Genomic DNA, 24,285 nt, shown 5'->3' on the forward strand with positions numbered 1-24,285 from the left:
CATGCTCGCATGTGAGAATTCAGTTGCTCCCTCAAGGGTGGTCCGGAAGGAAGATCTTTCCCGGGTTCATCAGCCCCTGTGGGTCGAGTGCCTGCTTTATCGACTTCATGACTGCAAGGCCTGCGCCATGCTCGGCTTCCAGATACGGACGCTTTCCAAGGCCGATGCCGTGTTCGCCGCTGACGGTTCCGCCAAAGCCGAGCGCGCGTGCAACCAGCCTTGCGTGAAGGCGCTCGGCTTCGTCAATCTCTGATTTCGCGGCTGGATCGATCAGGATCGCCAGATGGAAGTTTCCGTCGCCGACATGGCCGACGATCGGGGCGCAGAGCCCGGTGGATGTCAAATCGGCCTGCGTCTCGGCGATACAGGCCGCCAGGTTCGATAGCGGCACGCACACATCCGTCACCATCGCCTTCGCGCCCGGCCGTAGCAGTGGCTCCGCATGGGCCGCATTGTGCCGGGCCCTCCAGATTTCCGCCCGCTCACGGGCCGTCGAGGCCCAGTGAACGGATTTCGCACCGCACTGCCTCAGAAGATCCTCGACAGCCTCGGCCGTTCCGTCGAGCGGGCCGACACCCGAATGAAATTCGAGGAACAGGGTGGGGCGGCGCTCATAGTCGAGCCTCTCGTATCTGCACACCGCTTCCAGCGCCAGCTCGTCCATGAATTCGGCTCTCGCCACGGGGTGGCCGAGCTGCATCAGGAGAACGACGAACTCCACCGCGAGCCCTACTTCTCCGAAAACCGCGCGCAGGGCGACGACATGTTCCGGGATGGGATGAAGCCGCAGGGTCAATTTCGTGATGATCCCCAATGTCCCCTCCGAGCCGACGAAGAGTTTTGTCAGATCGTAGCCGGATGACGATTTCCTTGCACGCCCTCCCGTCTGCACGACCGTTCCATCCGCCAGAACGACTTCCAGGCCGATGACGTTGTCGCGCATGGAGCCGTATTTCACGGTCATCGTTCCGGATGCGCGGGTGGCGGCCATGCCGCCGATGGTCGCATCGGCGCCGGGATCGACGGGAAAGGCAAGGCCGGTGTCCCGGAGAAACGAATTCAGCACCGAGCGGGTGCACCCCGCCTCGACGGTGCAATCCATGTCGGATGCATTCACTGACAGCACGGCGGTCATGCCGGAGAGGTTGATGCAGAGCCCGCCAAAAACGGCGTTGACGCTGCCTTCCATGGCGCTGCCGCTCCCGTAGGGAATGACCGGAACCCCGTATGCTGCACAGATGCGCACGGCATCGACGACATCCTCGGTCGTCGTTGCAAACAGCACGCCATCGGGTGCCGATGCCGGATGCCACCCTTCGTCGTGGCCGTGATGGTCCCTGGTGGCGCGAGCGACAGTGAACCTGGATGCAAACCGTGCGTCCAGTTCGCCGGCGGCAGCCTCGAAATCGACCTTTCTGGCGCGCGCTTCGGGCTTCATCGACGATACTCGGCATCCTGCCTGACGAGGATGACCGTCGGGCGGTCGGCACAAAGGGCGCCGCGAATCGCATCTTCGATCTCTTCCAGCGATCGGGGCGTTGCCGTGCGGCAGCCGAAGGCGTCGGCAAGGGCCACGAAATCGGGGTTCAGCGGGCGGACGCTCACTTCCGGGATATTTCTTGCCCGCATGAAATCGGCGATCTCGCCGAGGCCGTCATTGTCCCAGAGAACGATCGGCAGGGGGAGTTTTTGTTCGACCGCGGTCGCGAGCTCCTGAAGGGTGAAGAGAAGGCCGCCATCGCCGACAAGCGCGAGACAGGCGCGTCCGGGCGATCCGGCGGCGCCGCCGATCGACGCGGGCAGGGCGTATCCCAGCGTTCCGTACCCGACTGGAAAGTGCCATGTGCCGGGAACGTCGACGGGGAAATAGACGCATCCCGTGTAGGCGATCTGCGTCATGTCGGCGTAGACCAGTGCATCCGGGGGAAGTGCATTCCTGATGGCGTCGAGCACGGCGACGTGCTGGCGCTCCAGCGGCGATATCTCCTGCCGGACCTGTTGCCGGATGGTCTCGAAATCCAAATCCCAGGTCGAGGCGAGGGGCTGCCGGCTCATCTCATCGGCAAGCGCCGCCGCGGCAAGCCCCGCATCCGAAACGATTGCCGCGTCGGGTGTGTAGTCCCTGACCGTTGCCGCGGGATCGATGTCGATCCGGACGAACCTTCCGGAAATGGCGAGGCGGGTCGTGTCCGTGCGCGCCGGCCCATCGGAAGCCGCCTCGCTGTCTGCGGTGACATAGAGGTCCGGCTCCGAGATCTCGGTGCCGATCGCGATCACAAGATCGGCCTCGGCCTCGACGAGCCTGCGGATCCTTGCCCTCTGGAGCGTGGATCCCAGCGAAAGGGGATGCGATTCCGCAACCACGCCCTTGCCGGCGACCGTGGTGACGATGGGTGCCTGCAGGCTTTCCACGAGGCGCGTCAGGGCGGCCCCCGCGTTGCGGCAGCCGCCGCCGGCCAGGACAATCGGCCGTTTCGCCGCGCGCAACAGGTCTGCGGCTGCCTTTACGTCCTCGGGGTTCGGGCCGGGCTGGCGGGGAAGGAAGGTTCGGACTGGGCGCGGCGCAACGTCCTCGTCGAGAATGTCGAGGGGGATCGAGATGTGAACCGGGCGCGGCCGTTCCGTCCGGAACGATGTCATCGCCCTCGCCAGATGCTCGCTGATCTGCCGGCCCGTCAACGCCGTGGCGCTGAAGCCGGTGATCGGCGCGGTCACGGCCTGCTGGTTGGTGATCTCGTGCAGCATGCCGCGCCCGAGGCCCATGTCGTCGCGGGCGATCGCACTCGTTACCGCCAGAACGGGAATGGAATCGGAATAGGCTTGCCCGATCGGCGTGGCGGCATTGGTGACCCCCGGGCCGCTGATGATGAGGCAGACACCGGGCTTTCCGGTGGCACGGGCATAGCCGTCGGCCATGAAGCCGGCGCCCTGTTCGTGTCGTGCGCCGATATGGCGGATCGTGCTTTTTGCCAGGGGGGCGAAGAAGGCCAGGGTGTGCACGCCGGGCATGCCGAAGACCGTATCGACGCCGTATCCCTCGAGTTGCGCGACGAGTTCTCTCCCGCCGGTATTTTTCATGGATCCTCCAATTCCGTTTTTCGGAAGCAATTTCTGTTATACTGAATATGCTGTTGACAAGGTTCCGGCAACCCCCTACTCATTCTGAAAAATGAAAATAACTTCCGTAATTCGGAATTTTATCAACAAAGAGTGGGAACTCGGAACATGAAACGATTTTTGACGTCCGTCGCCGCCATCGCCATTGCCGCCGGTGGCCTTTCCGTGCCGGTGTTTGCCGCGGAGGCGATCACCGTCGTCTCCTGGGGTGGCGCCTATACCGAAGCCCAGAAGAAGGCATTCTACGAGCCCTTCACCAAGGCGACCGGGATCGCCGTCAACTCCGTCGATTACAATGGCGGCCTCGGCCAGATCAAAGCGCAGGTCGAAGCCGGGAACGTCACCTGGGACGTGGTTGTCGGGGAGAAGGCGCTTGCGGAAACGGGCTGCTTTGACAACATCCTCGAAAAGCAGGATGCCGGGGGGCTTCCGGCCGCCACGGACGGCACGGCGGCCAGCGAGGATTTCGTCGAGGGGACGCTCAGCGACTGCGGTATCGGTTCGGTGATCTGGTCGACATCCATGGCCTACAACACGTCGAAGCTGGCCGATGGTCCGAAAACCATCGCGGACTTCTTTGATCTGGAGAAGTTTCCCGGCAAACGAGGTCTGCGCAAATCGGCGGATGTGAATCTCGAATGGGCCTTGCTGGCGGATGGCGTGCCGGCTTCCGATGTCTACAAGGTTCTGGAGACCAAGGAGGGGATCGACCGCGCCTTCGCGAAACTCGATACGATCAAGTCCTCTGTCGTCTGGTGGGAGGCGGGCTCGCAACCGCCGCAGCTTCTGGCGGATGGCGAGGTCGTCATGACCTCCGCCTACAGCAGCCGCATCTTCAACGCCATCAACGACGAAAAGCAGCCGTTCACCATCGTCTGGGACGGGCAGGTCTGGGACAGGGATGTCTGGATGATCCCGAAGGGAACACCGAACCTCGAGGCTGCAACGAAATTCGTCCATTTCGTCAGCGAGACCACGCAGCAGGCCGCAATCACGAATTCCAGCTCCTACGGGCCTGTCCGCAAATCCGCCATCGCCCTGATCGGCAAGAACGACAAGACCGGCGTCGAGATGAAGGACTTCGTCCCGACCGCGCATCTCGAAAACGCCATCGAGTCCGACAGCGAGTTCTGGTCGACCTACCGCGACGAGCTGTTTGCCCGGTTCAATTCGTGGCTGGCTAAGTAGCCGTCCCTTCAACCTGCGAGATTTTACCTGCTGGCAGCCGTGGCTGCCGGCAGCCGGTGAACGATTGGGTGGAGACAGGACGTTGGCGTCAGTCAATTTTGCGAACGTTAGCAAGACCTACGATGGCACTGTATCGGTGGTCGACAATCTGAATCTCGATGTGCGGGAAGGGGAGTTCCTGAGCATGCTCGGGCCTTCCGGCTCCGGCAAGACGACATGCCTGATGATGCTTGCCGGTTTCGAGACCGCGACATCCGGCGAAATCTTCCTCGACGGCCGGCCCATCAACCGGGTGGCTCCCCAGCGCCGAAACATCGGCATGGTGTTCCAGAACTACGCTCTGTTCCCACATATGACGGTTGCGGAAAACCTCGCCTTTCCCCTGCAGGTCCGGAACATTTCCAAGGCCGATACGGCCGAGAAGGTGAAGCGGGCGCTGGACATGGTCGAACTGCCGCATCTCGGCAACCGCCGGCCGGCACAGCTTTCGGGCGGCCAGCAGCAGCGCGTCGCGGTCGCGCGCGCCCTCGTCTTCGATCCGAAACTCGTGCTGATGGACGAGCCGCTCGGCGCGCTCGACAAGCAGCTGCGCGAGCAGATGCAATACGAGATCAAGCGCATCCACGAGCGGCTCGGCGTCACCATCGTCTATGTCACCCACGACCAGGCCGAAGCCCTGACAATGTCGGATACGATCGCGGTGTTCAATTTCGGCAAGATCCAGCAGCTGGCGAAGCCGGACGCGGTGTACGAGACGCCAAGCAACAGCTTCGTGGCCCAGTTCATCGGCGAGAACAATGTCCTGCCTGGAACCGTGACGGAGCGGGACGGGGACGTGTGTCGGGTCAGGATCGACAACGGCGAGGTCCTCAGTGCGCTTGCCGTTACAAAGGCTGCGGTCGGTGGCGCGACCCTGCTTTCCCTTCGGCCCGAACGCATCGTCGTTGAACCGGCGACAGAGGGGCCTGGGCAAACTGTGGTGGGCGGGGAGGTGGTCGATCAGGTCTATGTCGGCGACCACTCGCGCATCCAGGTGCGTGTGTTCGGCAAACACGAATTCGTGGTGAAGGTTCAGAACGCCTCGCTCCGGCGGACCTTCAGGAAGGGCGAACCCATCCGGCTTGGCTGGCAGGTCGGCGACTGCCGGGCTCTCGACGAGGCATCCGGCTGCGGTCGGGAGGCGGCGTGATGAGGGGAGGCACCGCCACCGCGGGATGGCCGGCTCCGGAGCCTGCTGCTCTGCCCGCCACCTCGGTCATGAAGCAGCACCGACGCTCGAAGAGACAAGCCCAGTTGCGGGCGCTGGCCCTCGTTGCGCCACTCTGCATTTTTCTCCTGGTCATGTTCGCGTGGCCGCTGGCAACCATGTTGCAGCGGGCTGTCAGCAATGATGAATTCGGGGCGGTTCTGCACCGTACCTCCCTTTCGCTTGCGGAATGGGACGGCAACGGCACGCCTCCGGAAAATGTCTACGCGGATCTCGCCGCCGATCTCAGGCAGGCGAACGACGAGCAAAAGCTGGGGCAGGTCACGTCGGCGCTCAATTTCGACTGGGCAGGGGCCCGGCCGCTGGTGATGCGGACGGTCAGGCAACTGTCGTCCGAGCCCGCGAACGGCTGGAAGCAAACGCTTGTCGCGACGGCCCCGGATTGGGGAAATCCCGGGCTTTGGGCACTCATCAGGCGCTTGAGCCAGCCGTACACGTCGCGGCATTTCCTTGCGGCACTCGACCTGCAGCATGCTGCCGACGGCTCGGTCGAGCGCGTCGATGCGAACATGGCGATCTACCAGACGCTCTTCCTGCGCACGCTCTGGGTCAGCGCCGCCGTGGCGGGTCTCTGCCTCGTGCTGGGCTATCCCGTCGCCGCGCTGCTGGCAAGGCTGCCGCTGAAGACATCCAACCTGCTGATGATGCTCGTCCTCCTGCCGTTCTGGACGTCTCTGCTCGTCCGCACGACGTCCTGGATCGTCCTTCTTCAGGGGCAGGGTGTGATCAACGACATCCTCGTCTTCGTCGGCGCGGTGAACGACGCGAACCGGCTGCCGCTCATCTTCAACGTCACGGGCACGCTCATCGCCATGACGCATGTGCTGCTGCCGTTCATGATCCTTCCGCTCTACAGCGTGATGAAATCGATTCCGCCGTCCTATGTCCGCGCTGCGCTCTCGCTCGGTGCATCGCCTGTCACCGCCTTCCGCAGGGTCTATCTCCCGCAAACCGTTCCCGGTGTCCTTGCCGGTTCCCTTCTCGTCTTCGTGCTCGCCGTTGGCTACTACATCACGCCGGCACTCGTCGGCGGGCAGAGCGGCCAGCTCATTTCCAATGTCATCGCCTATCACATGCAGCAGTCGCTGAACTGGGGTCTTGCTGCTGCCCTTGGTTCGATCCTGCTGGTGGGTGTTCTCCTCGTTTACTGGCTGTTCAACCGCCTCACCGGCGGCAACGGCCTCAGGATGGGTTAGGAGCTGACCATGGCGCTTCCCGCACATACTTCCGTCGCCGGCCGCATCGCCCATTACAGCTATCTGGCGTTCTGCGGCCTCGTTCTCCTCTTTCTCATCGCCCCGATCCTGGTGATCATTCCGCTGTCGTTCAACGCCGCGCCCTACTTCACCTTCTCGCGCGACATGCTTCAGCTCGATCCGTCGGCGTTTTCGCTGCGGTGGTATCGGGACATCATCCAGAACGGAATGAACGATCCGAATGCGCCATTCGGCTGGGGCTATCTGGTCGACAGCTGGAACAATTCACAGTGGATCCATTCGCTGAAGAACAGCTTCGTCATCGCCGTCGCGACGACGCTTCTGTCGATGCTGCTCGGCACGCTGGCGGCATTGGGGCTGACGAGCCCGAACATGCCGGCGCGTGGCCTCGTCATGAGTGCGCTCATCTCGCCGATGGTCGTTCCGCTCGTGATCACCTCCGCCGGCATGTATTTCGTCTTCTCCCAGCTGGGGCTGACGGGCACGTTCGCAGGCCTCATCATCGCTCACACCGTTCTGGGCACGCCCTTCGTCCTGATCACCGTCGCCGCGACCCTCGAAGGTTTCGACCGCAACCTGATCAGGGCCGGGCTCAGCCTCGGTGCCTCTCCGGTCCGCGTGTTTTTCAAGGTCATCGTGCCGCTGATCCTGCCCGGCGTGATCTCGGGTGGCGTCTTTGCCTTCGCGACGTCCTTCGATGAGGTCGTGACGGTCATCTTCCTCGCCGACTACGACCAGCGCACCGTTCCGAGACAGATGTGGGCCGGCATCCGGGAGCAGATCAGCCCCACGATCCTGGCGATGGCGACCATCCTCGTTTTCCTCTCTCTCGGTCTTCTTACGGCGGTCGAACTGCTCAGACGGCGATCGGACCGGATGCGCGGCGTCGCCGCCTGATCCAGCACAATCTCAAACAATAAAATTCAGGAGACACCCATGCTTGACAAGAGCGACTTCCAACCCGTCGATGCGGCCGTAACGCCGCGCTTTTCCGACGTCGCGACGTTCCTGCGGACGCGACGCCACGACATCGTGCGCGGCATCGATATCGGACTGTGCGGCGTTCCCTTCGATCTCGGCCTGAACTATCGCTCCGGCCCCCGCCAGGGACCCGCCGGTGTGCGCGAGGCCTCGCGCATCATCCGCCGTATCCACCCCGTGACGGGCGTTCGCCCGTATGACCTGTGCACCGTCGCTGATATCGGCGACGCGCCGATCAATCCCTTGAACAAGGACGCGTCGATCGATCAGATCCAGGCGTATTTCCAGGAGGTCAAGGACGCCGGCATCCGGCCCATTGCCATCGGCGGCGACCACACCATCCCGACGCCGATCCTGCGTGCGCTTGCCTCCGACCCGCCGGTCGGCATCCTGCATATCGATGCCCATGCCGACGTCATGGACACGATGTGCGGCACGAAGGTGAACCACGCCACGTTCATGCGCCGCGCCTATGAGGAGAACCTCATCGATCCCCGGCGCGTCGTGCAGCTCGGCCTGCGCGGCAGCCGGTTCGGCGATGACGATGTCCAGTTCGGCTATGACAAGGGGTACAGCATTATCACCCTCGACGAGTACGAGGAGATGGGGCGCGCCGCGGTGATCGAGAAGATCAACAGCGTTCTCGGCGATGGCCCCTTCTACATCTCCCTCGATATCGACAGCATCGACCCCGCCTATGCGCCGGGCACCGCCGTGCCGGAAATCGGTGGCCTTCTGCCCCGCGACCTCCAGGTGATCATCCGCTCGCTGCAGGGCAAGGACCTCGTCGGCGCCGACATCAGCGAAGTCGCTCCGGTTTACGATCCGACCGGCATCACCTGCGTCACCGCCGCGAACATGATGTTCGAGATGCTGTGCGTGATGGCGAAGGCGGTCGAGAAGGCCAGGTAACCGGATGGACACCGCCAGGACCAACCCGGGCATCGCCGGGAAGACCAACGGCCGCCGGACCGAAAGGGGTGTGACAAGAATGACGAACGACATGATCCTTGCAGCAATAGACGGGTGCCTTGACGCCGACAAAATGGTCGCGGCGTGCCAGGAGGTCGTCCGGACGCCCAGCCTCTCCTTCGAGGAAGGTGCCGTGGCGGCAATCTATGCCAGGCATCTGCGGGAGCTCGGCTTCGATACCGTCGAAACCGATGCGAACGGCAATGTGATCGCGGTGCTGCGCGGTGCAGGCAATGGACCGTCCCTGATGGTCAACGGCCATATCGATCATGTCCCGACCGGGGAGATGAAGGACCCTTTCAGCGGCGCGCTGGTCGATGCGCGCCGTTGGGGCGAGGAGGGGACCGCGATTTACGGCCGCGGTACCTGCGACATGAAATGCAACGTCATGGCAAGCGCCTATGCGATCGCGGCGATCAAAAAGGCCGGGGTGAGACTTCGCGGCGATGTGGTTTTCGTCGCCGATGTGGGGGAGGAAGTGGATTCGCCGCTGGGTGTGCCATCGGTCATCGCCCGGGGTGTGCGCACGGATTTCGGACTGAACACCGAATCCAGCCGTGGCCGCGTTCACATCGGTCATCGCGGCAAGATCGATGTGGAGATCACGGTCCACGGCCGCACCTCCCATGCGTCGGAACCCGGCAATGGCGTCAATGCGGTGTTCGAAGCTGCTCCGTTCCTTGACGAACTGCAACGCTATGCGGCGGCCATGAAGGACGACGCCGTTCTCGGACCGGCTACGGTGACGTTGATTTCCATGAAATCCTCGCCGGACAACGGGACGGCGGTGGTGCCCGACCGCTGTATCATCCGGGTCGACAGGCGATATGTACGCGGCGAGACGGCCGAAAGCTGCGAGCGGGAGCTTCGCGACATTCTCGAGCGGATCGCTTCCGGCAATGCGGGCTTCACCTACGACCTTGCCGTCATCGTGCACTACCCCTTGATGTGGGTCGATCCGGAAAGCCCGGTCGTCTCGGCTGCGCTTCGTGCGCGGGAAGCCATGACCGGACGGCCCGACACGGTCGCCTCCTGGCGGTTTGGCGTCAACGGCACGTTCATGTGCGCGGCGGGCATCCCGACGGTCGGCCTCGGGCCCGGCAATGAAAAATGGGCACACACGCCCGACGAACACATCCTGGTTGCGGATCTCGTCGAAGCCTGCGGCATCTGGAGCCGCATGATCGTCGATCTGTGCGGGGTCGCTTCGGCGGACTGACGCGACCAAATCACTGACTCATCTCTACATGGAGGCTCTCATGAGCAGACTTCTTCAAACCGGTCTCAACGCGGGCAAGGACCCGGTCATCAAGGTCGTCGATGGCGAGGGTGTATATTTCATCCTGGCGGACGGTCGGCGCCTGATCGACGGGAGCAACACCGGCGGGCCACTCGGCCACAAGCATCCGGCGATGGTCGAGGCGATGATCAAGGCGGCATCCAACCCGGTCATCAACGAAGGCTGGTTCTGGGCCGAGCGTGAGGCGGCTGCCGAGGATCTGATCGACATCGCCTTCGGCGAGGAGAAGAGCTGGGTGGGCGCCGTCCGCTTCTTTCTGTCGGGAAGCGAAGCGAACGATCTCGCGCTGACCTTTTCCCAGGCGCTTACCGGCCGAACGGAGCTGGCGACCCGCGAGCGCGCGTATCACGGCATGGCAGGGCTTGCCCGGCAGATGACCGTACAGCCGCACTGGCACGGTGGCCTTGCCATCCAGGGCGGCGGCAGCAAGCCGGTTCCCGCGCAGGTCCCCGTGCGGATCATCCCCGGCCCGGTCAATGCCAGATATGGCGGCGTTTCCGACAACCGGCCGCTCGCCGATCGCATGGCGGGCACCGAGGAGGCACTCTCTTCTGTCGCCGCCACGATCGTCGACTACACGCAGGGCGGCACCTACTACGATGCGGACTATCAGGACTATGTGGCGAGGGCCGCACGCAAGGCCGGATCCCTCTGGATCGCCGACGAGGTCGTGACCGGTCTTGGCCGCAGTGGTCGCTGGTTCGCTTTCCAGGGCGGCGAGACCCGCCCGGATATCGTCACATTGGGCAAGTGCCTTGCCGGCGGTTCTGCTCCTGCCGGTGCGGTCGTCATGTCGAAGGACATCGTCGATGAGATGAAGGACAAGAGCTGGCAGACCTACAGCACCTTCCGGGCACATCCGAGTGCTGTTGCCGCGATCCGTGCCTACCTTTCGGTCATGAAGGACGGTGACATCATCCGCCGCGTCAAGGCGCTGGAAGGGCGAATGCAGCAGGGGCTGGTGGATATCGCACGGCGGCATCCGAGCGTTGCGCGGGTCGACGGATTTGGCCTGCATTGGACCGTCGAACTCCACGGCCCCGACTGGCGCGACTGGTATGCCGACACGGCTGTGTCCCCCGTCGCGTCACGTGTGGCGGCCCGGGCAATCGAGGCGGGGGCGATCATCGGTACCAGCGGCGAACAGACGTCCCTTTTCCTTGCGCCGTCGTTCATCATCTCGGATGCTGAACTCGATACGCTGCTGGCGGCTCTCGACCATGGTCTGAACCTGGCGGATGCCGAATTCGAACGCGGCGCAGCTTGAAAAGAGGAAGATATCAACATGACTGACAATTCTGCGGCTGAAGGCATCCATGCAGCGGTCCAGGCATATCTGGACGCACTGTATTTCGGTGATGTGGAGGGGTTCCGCTCGGTCTTTCATCCCCGCGCGCAACTCTATTCCGCGACGGAGGGGAAGCTCGTGAACCTGGATGTCGATGCTTATCTCGATCTGGTGGCCAATCGGCCGTCTCCTGAAGGGAAGGGCGATGTGCGCCAGGACGAGATCCTCTCGATCACGGTTTCCAGCCCCACGACCGCGCATGCCCGCGTGAAGGACGTCTACCTGCCGAAGAGGTTCGTTGACGAGCTGACCTTCGTCCTCATCGACGGCAAGTGGCAGATCGTCGCGAAAGTCTGGCATTTCGAGATCTGACCGGTCTGTCGTTCCCTCTGTACGGGGGAGCGCCTTGTTTCGGGGCGGAGGTTTCTCGGGGAGTGGAAGGCGGGAATGTCGTGAGATCGGATGGTGCGGCGTTGATCGGGGTCTATGGGGTTGCCTTGCTGGCGGTGTTGTTGTGGGGCGCCTCTCCGGTCGGCACCAAACTCGCGCTCGGCGAAGTTTCACCGCTCGGCGTGATGGCGATCCGCACGGTTGCGGGTGGTCTGGTTGGGCTGGTGCTTGCCCTCTTGCTTGGCATCAGACTTCCGCCGACGAACCGGGAGGTCGCCCAGGTCGCGCTTGCGGGGTTTTGCGGCATGGTCGCCTTTCCAACGCTTTTTTCTTGGGGAATGCAGTCAACGTCCGCCACGCACGGCGCGATGATCCTCGCATGCATGCCGGTGACGACATCGGCGATCGCCTATGCGTCGGAAGGGCGATTGCCGTCCGGTCTCTGGTGGATCGGATGTGCCGTGGCCCTCGGCGGAGAAAGCCTGCTGGTGTTTGGGCGCGGGGGCGCCACGGATGGCGAGGCGACGCTGGGTGGCGATCTGCTTGTCCTCTCGTCGACGCTGTTCGCATGCGCGGGATATGTCATCGGCGGGAACCTGCAGAAGCGCGGGTATCCGGCGCGCGCGATCACTTTCTGGGGCGCGGGCCTGTCGGCCTGCCTCCTTCTGCCGCTGACACCCTGGCTGCTCGGACCGGTCGATCCCACCCTGTGGAAGACGGCAACCTGGATGGCGTTGGCCTATCTCGCCTTCGGCGTCACCATCCTCGGCTATGTTCTCTGGTATTGGGCACTCGGCCAGGGCGGCGTCGGCCGCACGAGCCTCATGCAGTTTCTTCAGCCCGTATCCGGATTGACGCTGTCTGCCGCCCTGCTGGGCGATCGGATCGGCTTTACCGTGATCATCGCCTCCGCCCTCATCGTCGCCGGAACCTTTGTCGCGACCATCGGGTCGCGGTCGGGTTGAGGGCGCCGAGATCGATGAAGAAAAGGCTGGGTCCCATGCGAAAATGATCCCGTGCCATCCGCCCGGTTCGTGTCGCGGCGGAGGTCTTCGGGAGTGTAACGACGGAAAATGCCCGGGTGAACTTAGCGGGTGATGCGTTCGCCAGAGGCGCCGCGAGGGGAGAAGGTATTGATGGAACTGTCTCAAAACACAGATACGCTTGACGGGAGCTTGCGGTTTTCGGCGCATACGAGGGCAATCGCCAGCGAAGGGGCGGCCGGCTGGGTCATCGCCGATGCCGCGGCGGATGCGTTGGACCGCGGAGAAGATGTGGTCAGTCTTTGTCTCGGTGACACCTCCTTCGACACGCCCATCAGGATTACCGATGCCGCGATCCGAAGCCTTCGGGCGGGGCGGACGCATTATGCGCCGGTTCCGGGGACGCCGGAGCTTCGCAGGAACGTCGCCCGTGCCCAAAACCGTTTCGACCGTCAGGATTGGTCGGCCGATCAGGTGACGGTTTTCGCCGGCGCCCAGAACGCGCTTTTCGCCGCCGTGATGACCGTCGCGGGGGCGGGGGACGAAGTGCTCTACCTGGAGCCTTGGTATGCGACCTACGAGGCAACCATCCGTGCCGGTGGCGCCGTGGCACGCCCGGTCAAACTATCCATGGACGCCGGCGGCGCACGGCTTTCGAAGGAATCGATCCTGGCCCAGGTGACGGAGCGGACCCGGGCGATCCTCCTCAATTCTCCCAACAATCCCGGCGGTTACGTGCTCGATCGCGCCGAACTCGAAACCGTCGCCTCCGTTGCGGAACGGCACAACCTGTGGATCATCAGCGACGAGGTCTACCGGAATGCCGTCTTCGACGGTGCGTTCCTTTCCGCCGCGTCGTTGCCGGGGGATCCGGGAGCGCACGATCATCGTGAACAGCCTGTCGAAATCCCATGCGATGACCGGCTGGCGCGTGGGGTGGACGCTGGGCCCACCCTCGGCCGCCGCCCATCTCCAGAACATGGCCCAATGCATGCTGTTCGGCTCGCCGACCTTCGTCCAGGATGCGGCGGCGGTCGCGCTGGAAGAGGCGGGCGATGAGGACGTGTTGTTTTTCTCCAACGAACTGCGCCGCCGTCGCGACCTCATGAGTGCCGAACTTTCGCGGCTGCCGCAGCTGCGTTTCGTCCGGCCCGTGGGCGGAATGTTCTGTTTCGTCGATGTCTCTGCGACCGGGCTTTCGGGGACGCAATTTGCCGAACGCCTGTTTGCTGCGGAAGGCCTCGCTGTCGTGCCCGGCGTCGCATTCGGGCCCAACATGCACAGCTTCATTCGCCTCTCCTTTTCCGGATCAGAGGACCTGATTGCGAAGGGGCTGGGGCGTCTTCGTCATTTTTGCGAGGCGCTTTGAGAACGCGGGCCTCCGTCGGGATTTGCGTGGAATCCAGGTCCAGGGACCGTTTGACCTCGGCCTCTCGCGGAGAACGTCAATCCGACGTGCCGAATCTGCGCAGCAGACCTGCCGTCGCGGAGAACAGAACGATCAGCGTGCCGTAGCCCAGCGTCGTCGCCGTCAGCCCGAACATGCCGACGGCGATGCCGGCGAGCAGGGTGGGGATGCCGAAGGCGAGATAGCTCAGCGTGAACAGTGCGGCGAAGAGCTCACCGCGCTCGTCCGGCCGCACGACCGGGACGATCGACCGCAGCACGCCGTAGAAGCAGGTTCCGAAACCCGTTCCGGCGATCACCAGAGCCACAAGATAGGCGGGCAGCGACTGCCAGCCGATCGCCGCAAGCGTCAGCGCCGTTCCGATCGAAAGCGCCGAGGTTCCGTAAAGCGTGACCCGCCGTGAGGAATGTCCGCGCGCGATGTAGCAGGCGACGGCACCGGCGGCGCAGAGCAGCACGATCACGCTCGCCTGCGTCACATGATCCTTCGCGCCGAAGACGTGCCGGACGATCGGTGCGCCGAGCGAGAGATAGAGCCCGCCCGTTGCCCAGCCCGCGATAACGGCGGGGGCGCTCCGCCAGAACGCCCTGGCGGCGGCGGCGGGTATGCCGACCCGCGGGCGAAGCGAGGCCCAGACACCTTCATGCCGTGGCGCGGTCTCCGGGATGAGCCAGATCGCAGCGGCAAACAGCGCATAGGTGACGACCAGCGTGCCAAACACATCCGCCTCCGCCATGTCCGTCGCATCCATCAGAATGCCGGCCGCAAGAGCCCCCACGGCGAGCCCGCCCAGCGGAACAACCGAGTTCCAGACCGCGGCGCTGCCCGGCCTGTCCCTCGGTTCGAGATCGACCACGGTTGCCGACAGCGCGGAGAGCAGCAGTCCCGCCGCGATGCCCTGCAAGGCGCGCGCCAGGATCAATCCGCCCACGTCGCCCGCCTGCCAGAACAGCAGCAGGCTCAGCGCCATCAGCGCAAAGCCGCCGGAGATCACCGGCCGCCGGCCGACATGGTCGGACAGCGATCCCGTGACGAGCAGCGAGGCCAGTAGCGCGACGGTATAGACGGCGAAGATGCCGGTCAGCGTGGCCGCCGAAAAACCGATCTCCTGCTGCAGCAGCGGATAAAACGGCGAGGGCGCGCTGGCGCCGGCCATCATCACCGCCATGCCGGCAAGCGTGATGCGGAAGCCAGTTCGGCTGCGTAGCGGCGTGAAGAGCGTCGCATCGGTCACGGGGCACCTGATTGTTCGAATAATTTCGAACCAATATCTACTATCATTTCCACCATGGTTCAACTAAATTCGAACCATGGCGCCCGAGATACCAGAACTCCCGCATCCCGCCCGCAAGGATATGCGGCTGACCGACGTGCTCTTCGCGTTGAGTGATCCCGAGCGGCTGGCCATCGTGCGCCAGCTCGCCGACGGCCCGCTCGAGATGGCCCAATGTCATCTTTCCGACCCCTCGATGCCGAAGTCGACCAAGTCGCATCTGATGAAGGTGCTGCGCGAGGCCGGTGTCATCCGCAATGAGCCATTGGGCCGCGGCCGCCGCCTCAGCCTCCGGCGCGACGACCTGGAGGCGCGGTTTCCGGGATTGATCGGTTCGGTGCTGTCCGCCTCCGCCGAGACATAGCCGACTATCCGGGACGGCCGCGCGAGACCCTCACGGTGTCCTGGTTCAGCGCAAACGCTCAGGGATTGCGGAGAATGCCCCTCAGGATCGTTTCGGTGATGGTGGTGGCTGCCTTTTCGTAGTCCTCGGCTTTCAGGCGCGACTTCTTCAGGGCGTCGGCGGCGACGGGTTCGAAGTCCGCGTAGAACTGCGTCGATGCCCACAGCATGACGAAGAGGTGGCGGGGATCGACCGGCAGCATCTTGCCGGCGGCAATCCAGCCCTCGACGACGGCCACATGCGCATCCGTGATCTGGCGCATGTGGTCGCGATCCTTCTTCTTCAGGAACCGCGCGCCCTGGATGATCTCGCTGGCGAAGAGGCGGGATTCCGCGATATTCTTGCGCGTGTATTCGAGCTTTGCCTTGATGTAGAGCCGGAAGGCCTCCGCGGGCTCGCGTTCGGGCGAGATGTATTTCAGCGCATCGTCCCAGCTGGCAATGAGATGGGCGATGATCGCGGTGTAGATCTCCTCCTTGGAGGAGAAGTAGTAGTAGACATTGGCCTTCGGCAGGCCTGAAGCCTCCGCGATCTCGGCGATGCGCGTGCCGTCGAAGCCCTTGCGCGCGAAGACTTCGATCCCCGCCTTGATGATGAGGCGCATGTTGCGCTCGCGGATGCGCTCCTCGGGATCTTTAGCTGACCTTGCCATGTCGTTCCGCCTCCATCTCGCCGTCGCTTCGTACCAGGCAATCGTGCGTGGTGGCGGGATCGTCTGCGCAATTGCCGCGTTTTCCGGCGAAATGCAAGCGTTTCGATCTTTGCCAAAAGCTGACGTATTTGTCAGGAAAAATTGACCGAGTCGTCATTTTTTGTCTTTTGGAAAGTTGACACTTTGGTCAAGTTTTGTCTAGTCTCCCCTTCAGTGGACGGAAGGGGAGGCCGGGATGTCGATGCGGTTGAGGGAGGCGATGGCGCAGACGCTTGCCGGCTGGGAAGGCGACCTGCCGCAGCTCTGGCGTGCCGCACTCGGCTCCGTCGGCGCGGATTTCGATCGTGTCGGCGGCGATCTCGAGCTGGAGGCGTGGGAGCCGATCTTTCCGGCCCGCCGTGGCAAGGTTTTTCCCGGCCAGCCGCCGGGGGCGCATATGCTCGCGGCCTTTGACGGCATTGCGCCGCGGGATGTGCGCTGCCTGATCCTCGGGCAGGATCCCTATCCTGAACCCGGTTTCGCAACGGGCCGCGCCTTCGAGGCCGGCAATCTTGCTGGCTGGGGTGAGCTGGACAAGATGTTCTCGAAGAGCATCCGCGCCTATATGCAGCTCATCGCGGCCGCGCGCCTCGGCGATGAAAGCCTCGCACGGGATTTCGGCCGATGGCCGGATGTGCGCCATCTGCTGTGTGATCCGGCGGGGGTGTTCGAGGCACCCAGCCTGATTGCCGACCGCTGGGTGAGGGAGGGTGTCCTCCTGCTCAACGCATCGCTGACGCTCTCCCGTTTTCGCGTCGATATCGATCCGCACCAGTCGCGCGGGCATCTGCCCTTCTGGCGGCCGTTGATGCTGCGCGTGGTCGAAACGCTTCTGGCGCGGGACGCGCCCGTCGTCTTCCTGGGTTTCGGCGCGGCTGCCGCCGATATCTTTGCCGCGGCCGGTGTCGGTGAGGGGCGTGAGGGCCATGTCGCCTATGTCCAGCGCGCGCATCCCGCTTTTGCCGATGATGTGCTGGGCCGGGAAAATCCGTTCCTTCTGTGCAATTCCTACCTGGAGGCGATGGGCGGCCAGCCTGTCGCATGGTGATCCATGGCGTCTGCCCCGGAATATGATTTCATCATCGTCGGCGCGGGGTCGGCGGGCTGCGTTCTTGCGAACCGCCTGTCGAAGAACCCGGCGAACCGTGTGTTGCTGATCGAGGCGGGCGGCAAGGATCGCAATCCGCTGTTCCGGCTGCCGATGCTGATGGGCAAGCTGTTCCATTCGGGCATCTACAACTGGCATTATCACACGGAGCCCGAGCCCTACCTTAACGGCCGCTCGCTTTACTGGCCGCGCGGCAAGGTGCTGGGCGGGACCTCGACCATCAACGGCATGATCTACGTGCGTGGCAATCGCCACGATTATGACCGCTGGTCGCAGCTTGGCTTGCCCGGCTGGTCCTATGACGAGGTGCTGCCGGCATTCCGGCGCTCCGAGACCCATATCCAGCGCAAGGATGCGTTCCACAGCGCAGACGGCGAACTGACCGTCTGCCGGGCCCGTGGCCACAATCCGCTGATGGACGTGTTCTGCGAGGCGGGCCTGCAGGCCGGCTACCCGGACAACGACGATTTCAACGGCGCCACCCAGGAAGGGTTCGGCCGCTACGACTTCACCATCCGCAAGGGAAAGCGCTGGTCGACGTCCTGGGCCTTCCTGCGCCCCGCGCTCGATCGCAAGAACCTGACCGTGCTGACGGGGGCGGAAACGACACGCCTCGTCATCGAAGACGGCCGGGCATGCGGCGTCGACTATGTCAGGGACGGTCGGTCGGGGCGCGCCCATGCGGGGCGTGAGGTCATCCTGTCCGCGGGCGTCGTCAATTCCCCCAAGGCCTTGCTCCTCTCGGGCATCGGGCCGGCCGACGAGCTGCGCGCACTCGGCATCAAGCCCGTGCTCGATCTTCCGGGTGTCGGCAAGAACCTTCAGGATCATGTCGACTGCGTCATGAGCTGGGAATGCCGGGAGCCGATCACCCTGTTCGGCGACCTGCGTGCCGACAAGCTCATACCGGCCGTTGCCCAGGGCATGCTGTTCGGGGAAGGCATCACGACGACCTTTCCCTACGAGGCCGGCGCTTTCATCCGCTCGAACGATGGTCTCGTCGCGCCGGACATCCAGCTGCATTTCATGCCGGCGCTGGAAAAGACGGCCAACCTGCACTTCCCCAATCCGTTCCGCAAGAAACAGGCGGTGGAAGCCAACCACGGGTTCACGATCCGTGTCGGCCCCGTCAATCCGGTGAGCCGCGGCGAGATCACGCTGCGGTCGGCCAATCCCGCCGACAAGCCGAAGATCCTGGCCAACTACCTGCGCGACGAGTTCGACATTCGCACGATGATCGACGCCATCCGGCTCACCCGGGACATCGTCGGCCAGAAGGCTTTCGACCGATACCGCGGCAAGGAGCTCGCGCCCGGGCCGGAGGCGCTCGACGATGCGGCGCTGACCCGCTGGCTTCGTGCAACGGCCATGACGACCTTCCATCCGGTGGGAACGGCGAAGATGGGCAACGATCCCATGGCCGTGGTGGACGCGCGGCTCAAGGTCCGCGGCATCGAGGGGCTGCGCGTCGCCGACGCCTCGATCATGCCGATCATCTCGAGCGGCAACACCAATGCGCCGGCCATCATGATCGGCGAGAAATGCGCCGAGTTCATCCTGAACGCAGAAGGAGCGATCCGATGATCCTCGAACACCGCACCTATACCTTCAAGCCCGGTACGGTCGATAAGTGGATGAAGAAATACGAGGCTGACGGTCTGCCTGTGCAGAAGCGCCACCTCAACACCTTTGTCGGCCTCTATTCCTCGGAACTCGGCACCCTTCACACCACCGTTCTGATGTGGGCCTACGACAGTCTCGCCGACCGCGAGGCGCGCCGGACGGCGATGTATGCCGACCCCGACTGGCAGACGTTCATCTCCGAGGTCTGGGCGCTGGACGCGATCCAGAAGCAGGAGGTGATGATCATGAACCCGGCCTCCTACTCGCCTCCTCTTTGAGGCGGCAACCGATGCGCAGCAGGGCCTGCGCGTCGGCGAATGCGCATGCGAAACGACAATCGATAAAAGAGGGAACCATCATGACAGACAAGACTGGGACCAATGCACAGCACAGGATGCATCGCCGCACATTCCTGCAGGCGAGCGCAGGCGCCGCGGCGCTTGGCTTTGCAGCCAGCATCGTGCCCGAATTCGCCCGCGCCTCCGGCGGGCTGGTCGCGCTCGTTCACACGCAGGCGGCCGGCGACAACGGTCCGGTGGACCAGATGATCGCCAAGCTCAAGCAGCTTTCGGAGGAAAAGGGCTTCGAGTACCGCGCCATCTACGCGCAGGATCCGGCGACCTACGAGACCATCTACCGCACGCTCGGCGATGCGGGCGCTGCGATCATCGTCTCGACCTTCAACGAAGTGGCCGAGCCCTTCAAGGCGCTGGCGCCGTCCTATCCCAACACCAAGTGGATCCAGCTTTTCGGCGACCCCTTCGAACCGGCGATCCCGAACGTGGTGACTGTTTCCTACGACTACTATCTCGGTTGCTATCTTTCAGGCGTCTTTGCCGCCAAGATGACCTCGACCGGAAAGACCGGCTTCATCGGCGGCGTCTCGATTCCCCCGCTCAATGCCGATTTCAACGCGTTCAAGGCCGGCGTGCACTCCATCCGGCCGGATGCCAGCGTCGTCGCCGCCTTTGCGGGCTCGTTCCAGGATCCCGCCAAGGGGCAGGAAATCGCCACCCAGATGTACAATGACGGCATCGACTACATCCAGACCGATGCGGCGGCCACTGATGGCGGCATCATCGCTGCGGCCAATGAAAAGGAAGGTCGCATGGTGAGCTGCCTTGCGCCCGGGCAGTACGAGCTCGGTCCGAAGTCGCTCATCTCCATCGTCAGCCTCGATTTCGGCGTCTCGCTCTACAACGAGGTCACCAAGGCCGTCGGCTCCGACTGGAAGGGCGGCACGCATGAGCATACGGGCCTCGGCACCGGCGTCATCGATTTCATTCCTTCGCCTGTTTTCGCCGAGCAGGGACCGGCAGATCTCAATGCGAAGGCGAAGGAAGCGCTCGTCGAGGTCGACAAGGTTCGGGCGGGCATTCTGGACGGATCCATCAAGGTCCCGTTCAACACAACGCTTTGAGCCTCCGGCGCCGGCCCATCGGGCCGGCGTGGAGCCTTGACGGATAATCGGCATCGGCCGTCCCCGAGGGATGGTCGCGGGAGGTTCGCGGCTCGTCTCCAGCCCTGTTGACGGACGTGAACCTCTGCTCTCGTTGGGAACCGTATCATGCCCAATCTTCCGAAGTCGGCCCTGGAGTGCCGCGACGTCACCGTGAAGTTCGGTGACGTGACGGCTCTGTCGGAGGTTTCTGCCTCCTTCGCTCCGGGCCAGATCCATGCCGTCGTGGGCCAGAACGGCGCCGGCAAGACGACCTTCGCCCGTGTCGCCGCCGGCCTCGTGCGGCCGACTTTCGGTGCCGTCGACGTGATGGGGCAGGAAATCCGCACGGGGCAGGTCAGGGAAAGCCGCGCCGCGGGCGTGGAACTCGTCCACCAGAGTTTTGCCCTGCCGCCGTCCTTCACCGTTGCCGAAACCATGGAGTTCGGGGCGACGGGCAAGGGCGGCATCTACAGCCGCAAGGCGCTTGCGGAGAAATGGCGGCCGCATCTTGCCGGGCTCGACGTTCAGGTCGATCTCAACCGGCGGATCCGCGACCTGCCGATCGAGACGCAGCAGGGCATCGAGATCGCGCGTGCGCTGGTGACGGATGCGCGCGTGCTCATTCTCGACGAGCCGACGGCGGTGCTGTCGCCGGCGGGCATCGACATGCTGTTTTCCCGCGTTCGACGCCTCAAGGCGCGTGGCGTCACCGTCATCCTCATTCTGCACAAGATCCGTGAGGTGCTCGGTATCGCGGATACGGTCACGGTGCTGCGCGGCGGCCGGAAGGTGGAGGGGCCGCTTCCGATCGCCGAGGTTCCGGCCGAGCGGCTGGCCAACCTGATCGTCGGCGATGCGGTGGCCAGGACGCTCGATGGGCACGACCGCGACGCCCTGGTCGGAACGAAATCCCCGGCCGGCGGGGATGCCGACCAGCCGTCCCAGGCAAAAGGCCCCGCCGTCTTGTCGATGAAGGCCGTTTCCACCCGGCCGGACAGCGAGGGCATCGCACTCGACACGATCGACCTTGATATCCGTCCGGGCGAAATCGTCGGCATCGCCGGTGTTGAAGGCAACGGGCAGAAGACACTGGTCCGGGCGATTTCCGCCCTCGCGGACCTCGACGGCGGCTCGATCGCTCTCGCCGGGCAGGACGTGACCCGCCAGCCGCTTGCCGCCCGCCGTGCGATCGGTCTCAGGATCATTCCCTTCGAGCGCAACGTGGAAGGCCTCAGCCTCACCAGTTCGCTCTGGCAGAACTGGAGCGCGCGGGACCTGCTGCAGGGCAGTCTGCTCAAGGTCATCCGGCCTGCGGCCATTCGCGAGGCGTGCGACCGCTCGCTCAAGGCATGGAGCGTGCACTATCACAATTGCGGACAGAGGGCCGGCTCGCTCTCCGGCGGCAACGCACAGAAGGTGATCCTCGCGCGCGAGGTCGATCCCGCCGCGCGGCTGATCATCGCCGCCCAGCCGACACGCGGCCTCGACATCGGCGCGACCGCCTTCGTGTGGCAGGCGCTGAGGCAGGCCCGCGACCGCGGTGCCGCCATCCTGCTCATCTCGTCGGATCTCGATGAGCTGTTCGATATTTCCGACCGCGTCGTGGTGATGTTGTCGGGACGGCTGAATGGGGAGTTCCGCGCGCCCTTCGACATCGGGTCGGTGGGGGCTGCCATGACCGGCGCTGCTGTGAGGGCAAACGCATGAAAGACAGCCTTATCAACGTCCTCCGCAGTCTGGTCTTCGTCATCTTCGCGCTCGTGCTCTGCGCACTCGTCTTCCAGCTTGCCGGCTACAACGCGCCCGTCATGCTCTGGGCGGTGCTCGACGGGGCGTTCCTGCGCGGTGGCGCGATCGAACAAAGCCTCCGGTGGGCGCTGCCGCTGTTCATCACGGCGGTCGGCGTCGGCATTTCCTTCCGGGCGGGGTTCTTCAACATCGGCGCGCAGGGCCAGTTCTATGTCGGCGCGATCTGCGCCGCCTTTGCGGCCGAGGCGCTGAAGGGCGGGCCTGCCGTCCTGGTCATTCCCGCACTGCTGCTTGCCGGCATGCTGGGCGGCGCCCTCTGGGCTCTCTGGCCGGGCCTGCTGCGCCTTCGCTCCGGCACCGACGAGGTCATCACCACGCTGATGGGCAACTTCATGGCCGGCCTGCTTCTGGTCTATGTCACCGCGGGACCGCTCAAGGATCCCTCGGGGTCCGGCCAACAGGCATCGAGCCGGCCGCTCGATGCGGCCTACCGTATTTCCGATTCCCTCGGCCTCTCCCCGACCATCATTGCCATCGCGGCCATCGTCGGCATCCTGATGTGGCTGCTGGTGAACCGGACCGCCTTCGGGGTGCTGGCGAGCCTTGCCGGCCGCAACGGCACGATGGTCGAGTGGCAGGGGGCACGGCTCTGGAAGCTCGGCCTGTCCAGCTTCCTCATTTCCGGGGCGCTGGCGGGCCTTGCCGGCACGATCGAATTCATGGGGCCGAACGGCCGTATCGCTTCGGGCTTCCTGCCGGCGCATGGCTTCACGGCGATCCTCATCGCGCTCGTTGCCAATCTCTCCGTTGTCGGAACGGCGGTGGCAGCCGTGTTCTTCGGCGGCCTTGCTTCCGCGGCGCTCTACCTGCCGATCATGGCGGGGCTGCCGGCGGCTGCCATCGACATCATCAATGCAGCGATCGCGCTGTTCATCACGGCACGGTCGAAGCTTGTCGACAGGGTGCTGCGTTTTGGAGGGCGTTCGTCATGAATGAGATCATCATCGCCATCCTGCGTTCCGGAACGCCGCTGATTTACGTCACGCTCGCTGGCGTCATCGCCCAGCGGGCAGGGGTCTGGAACCTCGGCCTTGAAGGTCTGATGATCATCGGCGCCTGTGCCACGATCCTCGGTATCATGCTTACCAAATCCGTGGCGGCGGCCATCCTCATCGCCATCCTTGCCTGTGTGCTGGCGTCGGTGCTTCTCTGGTTCGTCATCGACAGGCTGAAGGCCAACCCCATCATCGCCGGCCTCGGGTTGACGGGGCTCGGTGTCGGCGGCACGGCACTCGCCGTCCAGTCGATCTTCGGCAGCCAGGCGACCGTTACGGCCCCGTTCGGCATTCCCAAGCTCGGGCCGGCCTTCGGCACCTACGGAGTGCTGTCGATCTCTGTGGCCGCCATGCCCTTCGTCGTCTTCGCCATGTGGGTCCTGCTGCGGCGAACACGTTTCGGCCTTCGGCTCGCAGCCTGCGGCGAGCACCCCTTTGCCGCCCGCGGGGTCGGCGCCAACCCGTCGCGCATGCGGCTCGTGGCGCTTTCGATCGGCGGGGTTCTGTGCGCCATCGGCGGTGCGGAACTTGCCGCCGGCAGCCTGCAGTTCTTCGCCCAGGGCATGACCGCCGGGCGTGGATTCATGGCCTTCGCCGCGGTCATCTTCGGAGCCGCTCATCCGGTGGGCGCGACCTTCGCCGCGCTCTTCTTCGCGGTGGTCGGGGCGATCGGCATCCGCGCCCAGCTCATGTTCGGCGACAGGATCCCGCACGATCTTCTGCAGGCGCTGCCCTATCTCGCCACCGTCTTCGGCGTCTGGCTTTCCGGCAAGCTGCGCGGCGGGGCGAAAGCGGCAAGTTCCTTCGCCGAACTGCGGGACCAATAGGAGG

Annotated in this window: 22 protein-coding genes and 1 pseudogene; 19 read left to right on the top strand and 4 right to left on the bottom strand. The window is 64.2% G+C overall.

The features are described 5' to 3' along the window. Window positions 1-31 precede the first annotated feature (31 nt). Complete coding sequence (locus tag EXZ48_RS09115) at window positions 32-1,438, bottom strand: FAD-binding oxidoreductase (protein ID WP_130515457.1); 1,407 nt, start codon at window positions 1,436-1,438, stop codon at window positions 32-34. Then, a complete protein-coding gene (locus tag EXZ48_RS09120; protein WP_130515459.1) occupies window positions 1,435-3,078 on the bottom strand; it encodes a 5-guanidino-2-oxopentanoate decarboxylase in 1,644 nt (547 codons plus the stop codon). Before EXZ48_RS09120 ends, EXZ48_RS09115 begins: the two co-directional genes overlap by 4 nt. Window positions 3,079-3,225: 147 nt before the next feature. Here EXZ48_RS09120 and EXZ48_RS09125 point away from each other — a divergent pair, with 147 nt between their 5' ends. From EXZ48_RS09125 to EXZ48_RS35775, 11 genes and pseudogenes are all read left to right on the top strand, one after another. Continuing rightward, entirely contained in the window at window positions 3,226-4,305 is a 1,080-nt protein-coding gene (locus EXZ48_RS09125) for an ABC transporter substrate-binding protein (protein WP_130515461.1), read from the top strand. An 82-nt stretch (window positions 4,306-4,387) separates the two neighbouring features. Next, window positions 4,388-5,494: an ABC transporter ATP-binding protein gene (locus EXZ48_RS09130; protein WP_245461979.1), complete on the top strand. Its 1,107-nt coding sequence runs from the start codon at window positions 4,388-4,390 to the stop codon at window positions 5,492-5,494. Further along, window positions 5,494-6,768 carry an ABC transporter permease gene (locus EXZ48_RS09135; RefSeq protein ID WP_165909313.1) on the top strand — a complete coding sequence of 425 codons (1,275 nt, stop codon included), beginning with the start codon at window positions 5,494-5,496 and terminating at the stop codon, window positions 6,766-6,768. Before EXZ48_RS09130 ends, EXZ48_RS09135 begins: the two co-directional genes overlap by 1 nt. Window positions 6,769-6,777: 9 nt before the next feature. Next, window positions 6,778-7,686, top strand: a complete 909-nt coding sequence (locus EXZ48_RS09140; protein ID WP_130515463.1) for an ABC transporter permease — start codon at window positions 6,778-6,780, stop codon at window positions 7,684-7,686. Window positions 7,687-7,725: 39 nt separating this feature from the next. Then, entirely contained in the window at window positions 7,726-8,682 is a 957-nt protein-coding gene (gene speB / locus EXZ48_RS09145) for an agmatinase (RefSeq protein WP_130515465.1), read from the top strand. Between the two features lie 79 nt (window positions 8,683-8,761). After that, a complete protein-coding gene (locus EXZ48_RS09150) occupies window positions 8,762-9,961 on the top strand; it encodes a M20 family metallopeptidase (RefSeq protein ID WP_165909314.1) in 1,200 nt (399 codons plus the stop codon). Window positions 9,962-10,001: 40 nt separating this feature from the next. Beyond that, window positions 10,002-11,309: an aminotransferase class III-fold pyridoxal phosphate-dependent enzyme gene (locus EXZ48_RS09155; RefSeq protein WP_130515470.1), complete on the top strand. Its 1,308-nt coding sequence runs from the start codon at window positions 10,002-10,004 to the stop codon at window positions 11,307-11,309. Window positions 11,310-11,327: 18 nt separating this feature from the next. Next, complete coding sequence (locus EXZ48_RS09160; protein WP_023512238.1) at window positions 11,328-11,702, top strand: nuclear transport factor 2 family protein; 375 nt, start codon at window positions 11,328-11,330, stop codon at window positions 11,700-11,702. A 101-nt stretch (window positions 11,703-11,803) separates the two neighbouring features. After that, window positions 11,804-12,685: a DMT family transporter gene (locus tag EXZ48_RS09165; RefSeq protein ID WP_165909315.1), complete on the top strand. Its 882-nt coding sequence runs from the start codon at window positions 11,804-11,806 to the stop codon at window positions 12,683-12,685. A gap of 171 nt (window positions 12,686-12,856) precedes the next feature. Continuing rightward, window positions 12,857-13,531 (top strand): annotated as a pseudogene (locus EXZ48_RS35770) (pyridoxal phosphate-dependent aminotransferase); the annotation flags it as partial. 88 nt (window positions 13,532-13,619) lie between these two features. Further along, entirely contained in the window at window positions 13,620-14,072 is a 453-nt protein-coding gene (locus EXZ48_RS35775; RefSeq protein WP_256370889.1) for an aminotransferase class I/II-fold pyridoxal phosphate-dependent enzyme, read from the top strand. A 76-nt stretch (window positions 14,073-14,148) separates the two neighbouring features. Here EXZ48_RS35775 and EXZ48_RS09180 read toward each other — a convergent pair whose 3' ends face one another. Then, entirely contained in the window at window positions 14,149-15,345 is a 1,197-nt protein-coding gene (locus EXZ48_RS09180) for an MFS transporter (RefSeq protein ID WP_207900383.1), read from the bottom strand. A 76-nt stretch (window positions 15,346-15,421) separates the two neighbouring features. On the opposite strand from EXZ48_RS09180, the gene EXZ48_RS09185 reads away from it, so the two are divergent. Continuing rightward, on the top strand, window positions 15,422-15,748 hold the full coding sequence (locus EXZ48_RS09185) for a helix-turn-helix transcriptional regulator (RefSeq protein ID WP_130515478.1): 327 nt from the start codon (window positions 15,422-15,424) through the stop codon (window positions 15,746-15,748). A 58-nt stretch (window positions 15,749-15,806) separates the two neighbouring features. Here the strand turns inward: EXZ48_RS09185 and EXZ48_RS09190 are convergent, their stop codons facing one another. Next, entirely contained in the window at window positions 15,807-16,439 is a 633-nt protein-coding gene (locus EXZ48_RS09190) for a TetR family transcriptional regulator C-terminal domain-containing protein (RefSeq protein WP_130515480.1), read from the bottom strand. A gap of 259 nt (window positions 16,440-16,698) precedes the next feature. Between EXZ48_RS09190 and EXZ48_RS09195 the strand changes: the two genes are divergently transcribed. From EXZ48_RS09195 to EXZ48_RS09225, 7 genes are all read left to right on the top strand, one after another. Then, window positions 16,699-17,526 carry a uracil-DNA glycosylase gene (locus EXZ48_RS09195; protein WP_050743345.1) on the top strand — a complete coding sequence of 276 codons (828 nt, stop codon included), beginning with the start codon at window positions 16,699-16,701 and terminating at the stop codon, window positions 17,524-17,526. A 3-nt stretch (window positions 17,527-17,529) separates the two neighbouring features. Next, a complete protein-coding gene (locus EXZ48_RS09200; protein WP_023512231.1) occupies window positions 17,530-19,170 on the top strand; it encodes a GMC family oxidoreductase in 1,641 nt (546 codons plus the stop codon). Continuing rightward, entirely contained in the window at window positions 19,167-19,487 is a 321-nt protein-coding gene (locus tag EXZ48_RS09205; RefSeq protein ID WP_023512230.1) for an NIPSNAP family protein, read from the top strand. Before EXZ48_RS09200 ends, EXZ48_RS09205 begins: the two co-directional genes overlap by 4 nt. Window positions 19,488-19,603: 116 nt before the next feature. Next, on the top strand, window positions 19,604-20,629 hold the full coding sequence (locus EXZ48_RS09210) for a BMP family ABC transporter substrate-binding protein (protein ID WP_130515686.1): 1,026 nt from the start codon (window positions 19,604-19,606) through the stop codon (window positions 20,627-20,629). Window positions 20,630-20,776: 147 nt separating this feature from the next. Further along, complete coding sequence (locus EXZ48_RS09215; RefSeq protein WP_130515482.1) at window positions 20,777-22,357, top strand: ABC transporter ATP-binding protein; 1,581 nt, start codon at window positions 20,777-20,779, stop codon at window positions 22,355-22,357. Then, entirely contained in the window at window positions 22,354-23,391 is a 1,038-nt protein-coding gene (locus tag EXZ48_RS09220; protein ID WP_130515484.1) for an ABC transporter permease, read from the top strand. Before EXZ48_RS09215 ends, EXZ48_RS09220 begins: the two co-directional genes overlap by 4 nt. Beyond that, on the top strand, window positions 23,388-24,281 hold the full coding sequence (locus EXZ48_RS09225) for an ABC transporter permease (protein WP_023513621.1): 894 nt from the start codon (window positions 23,388-23,390) through the stop codon (window positions 24,279-24,281). The genes EXZ48_RS09220 and EXZ48_RS09225 overlap by 4 nt, the downstream gene beginning before the upstream one ends. The last annotated feature ends 4 nt before the right edge of the window (window positions 24,282-24,285 follow it).

Source organism: Shinella sp. JR1-6, from assembly GCF_004284735.1.
Taxonomy (GTDB): Bacteria; Pseudomonadota; Alphaproteobacteria; order Rhizobiales; family Rhizobiaceae; genus Shinella.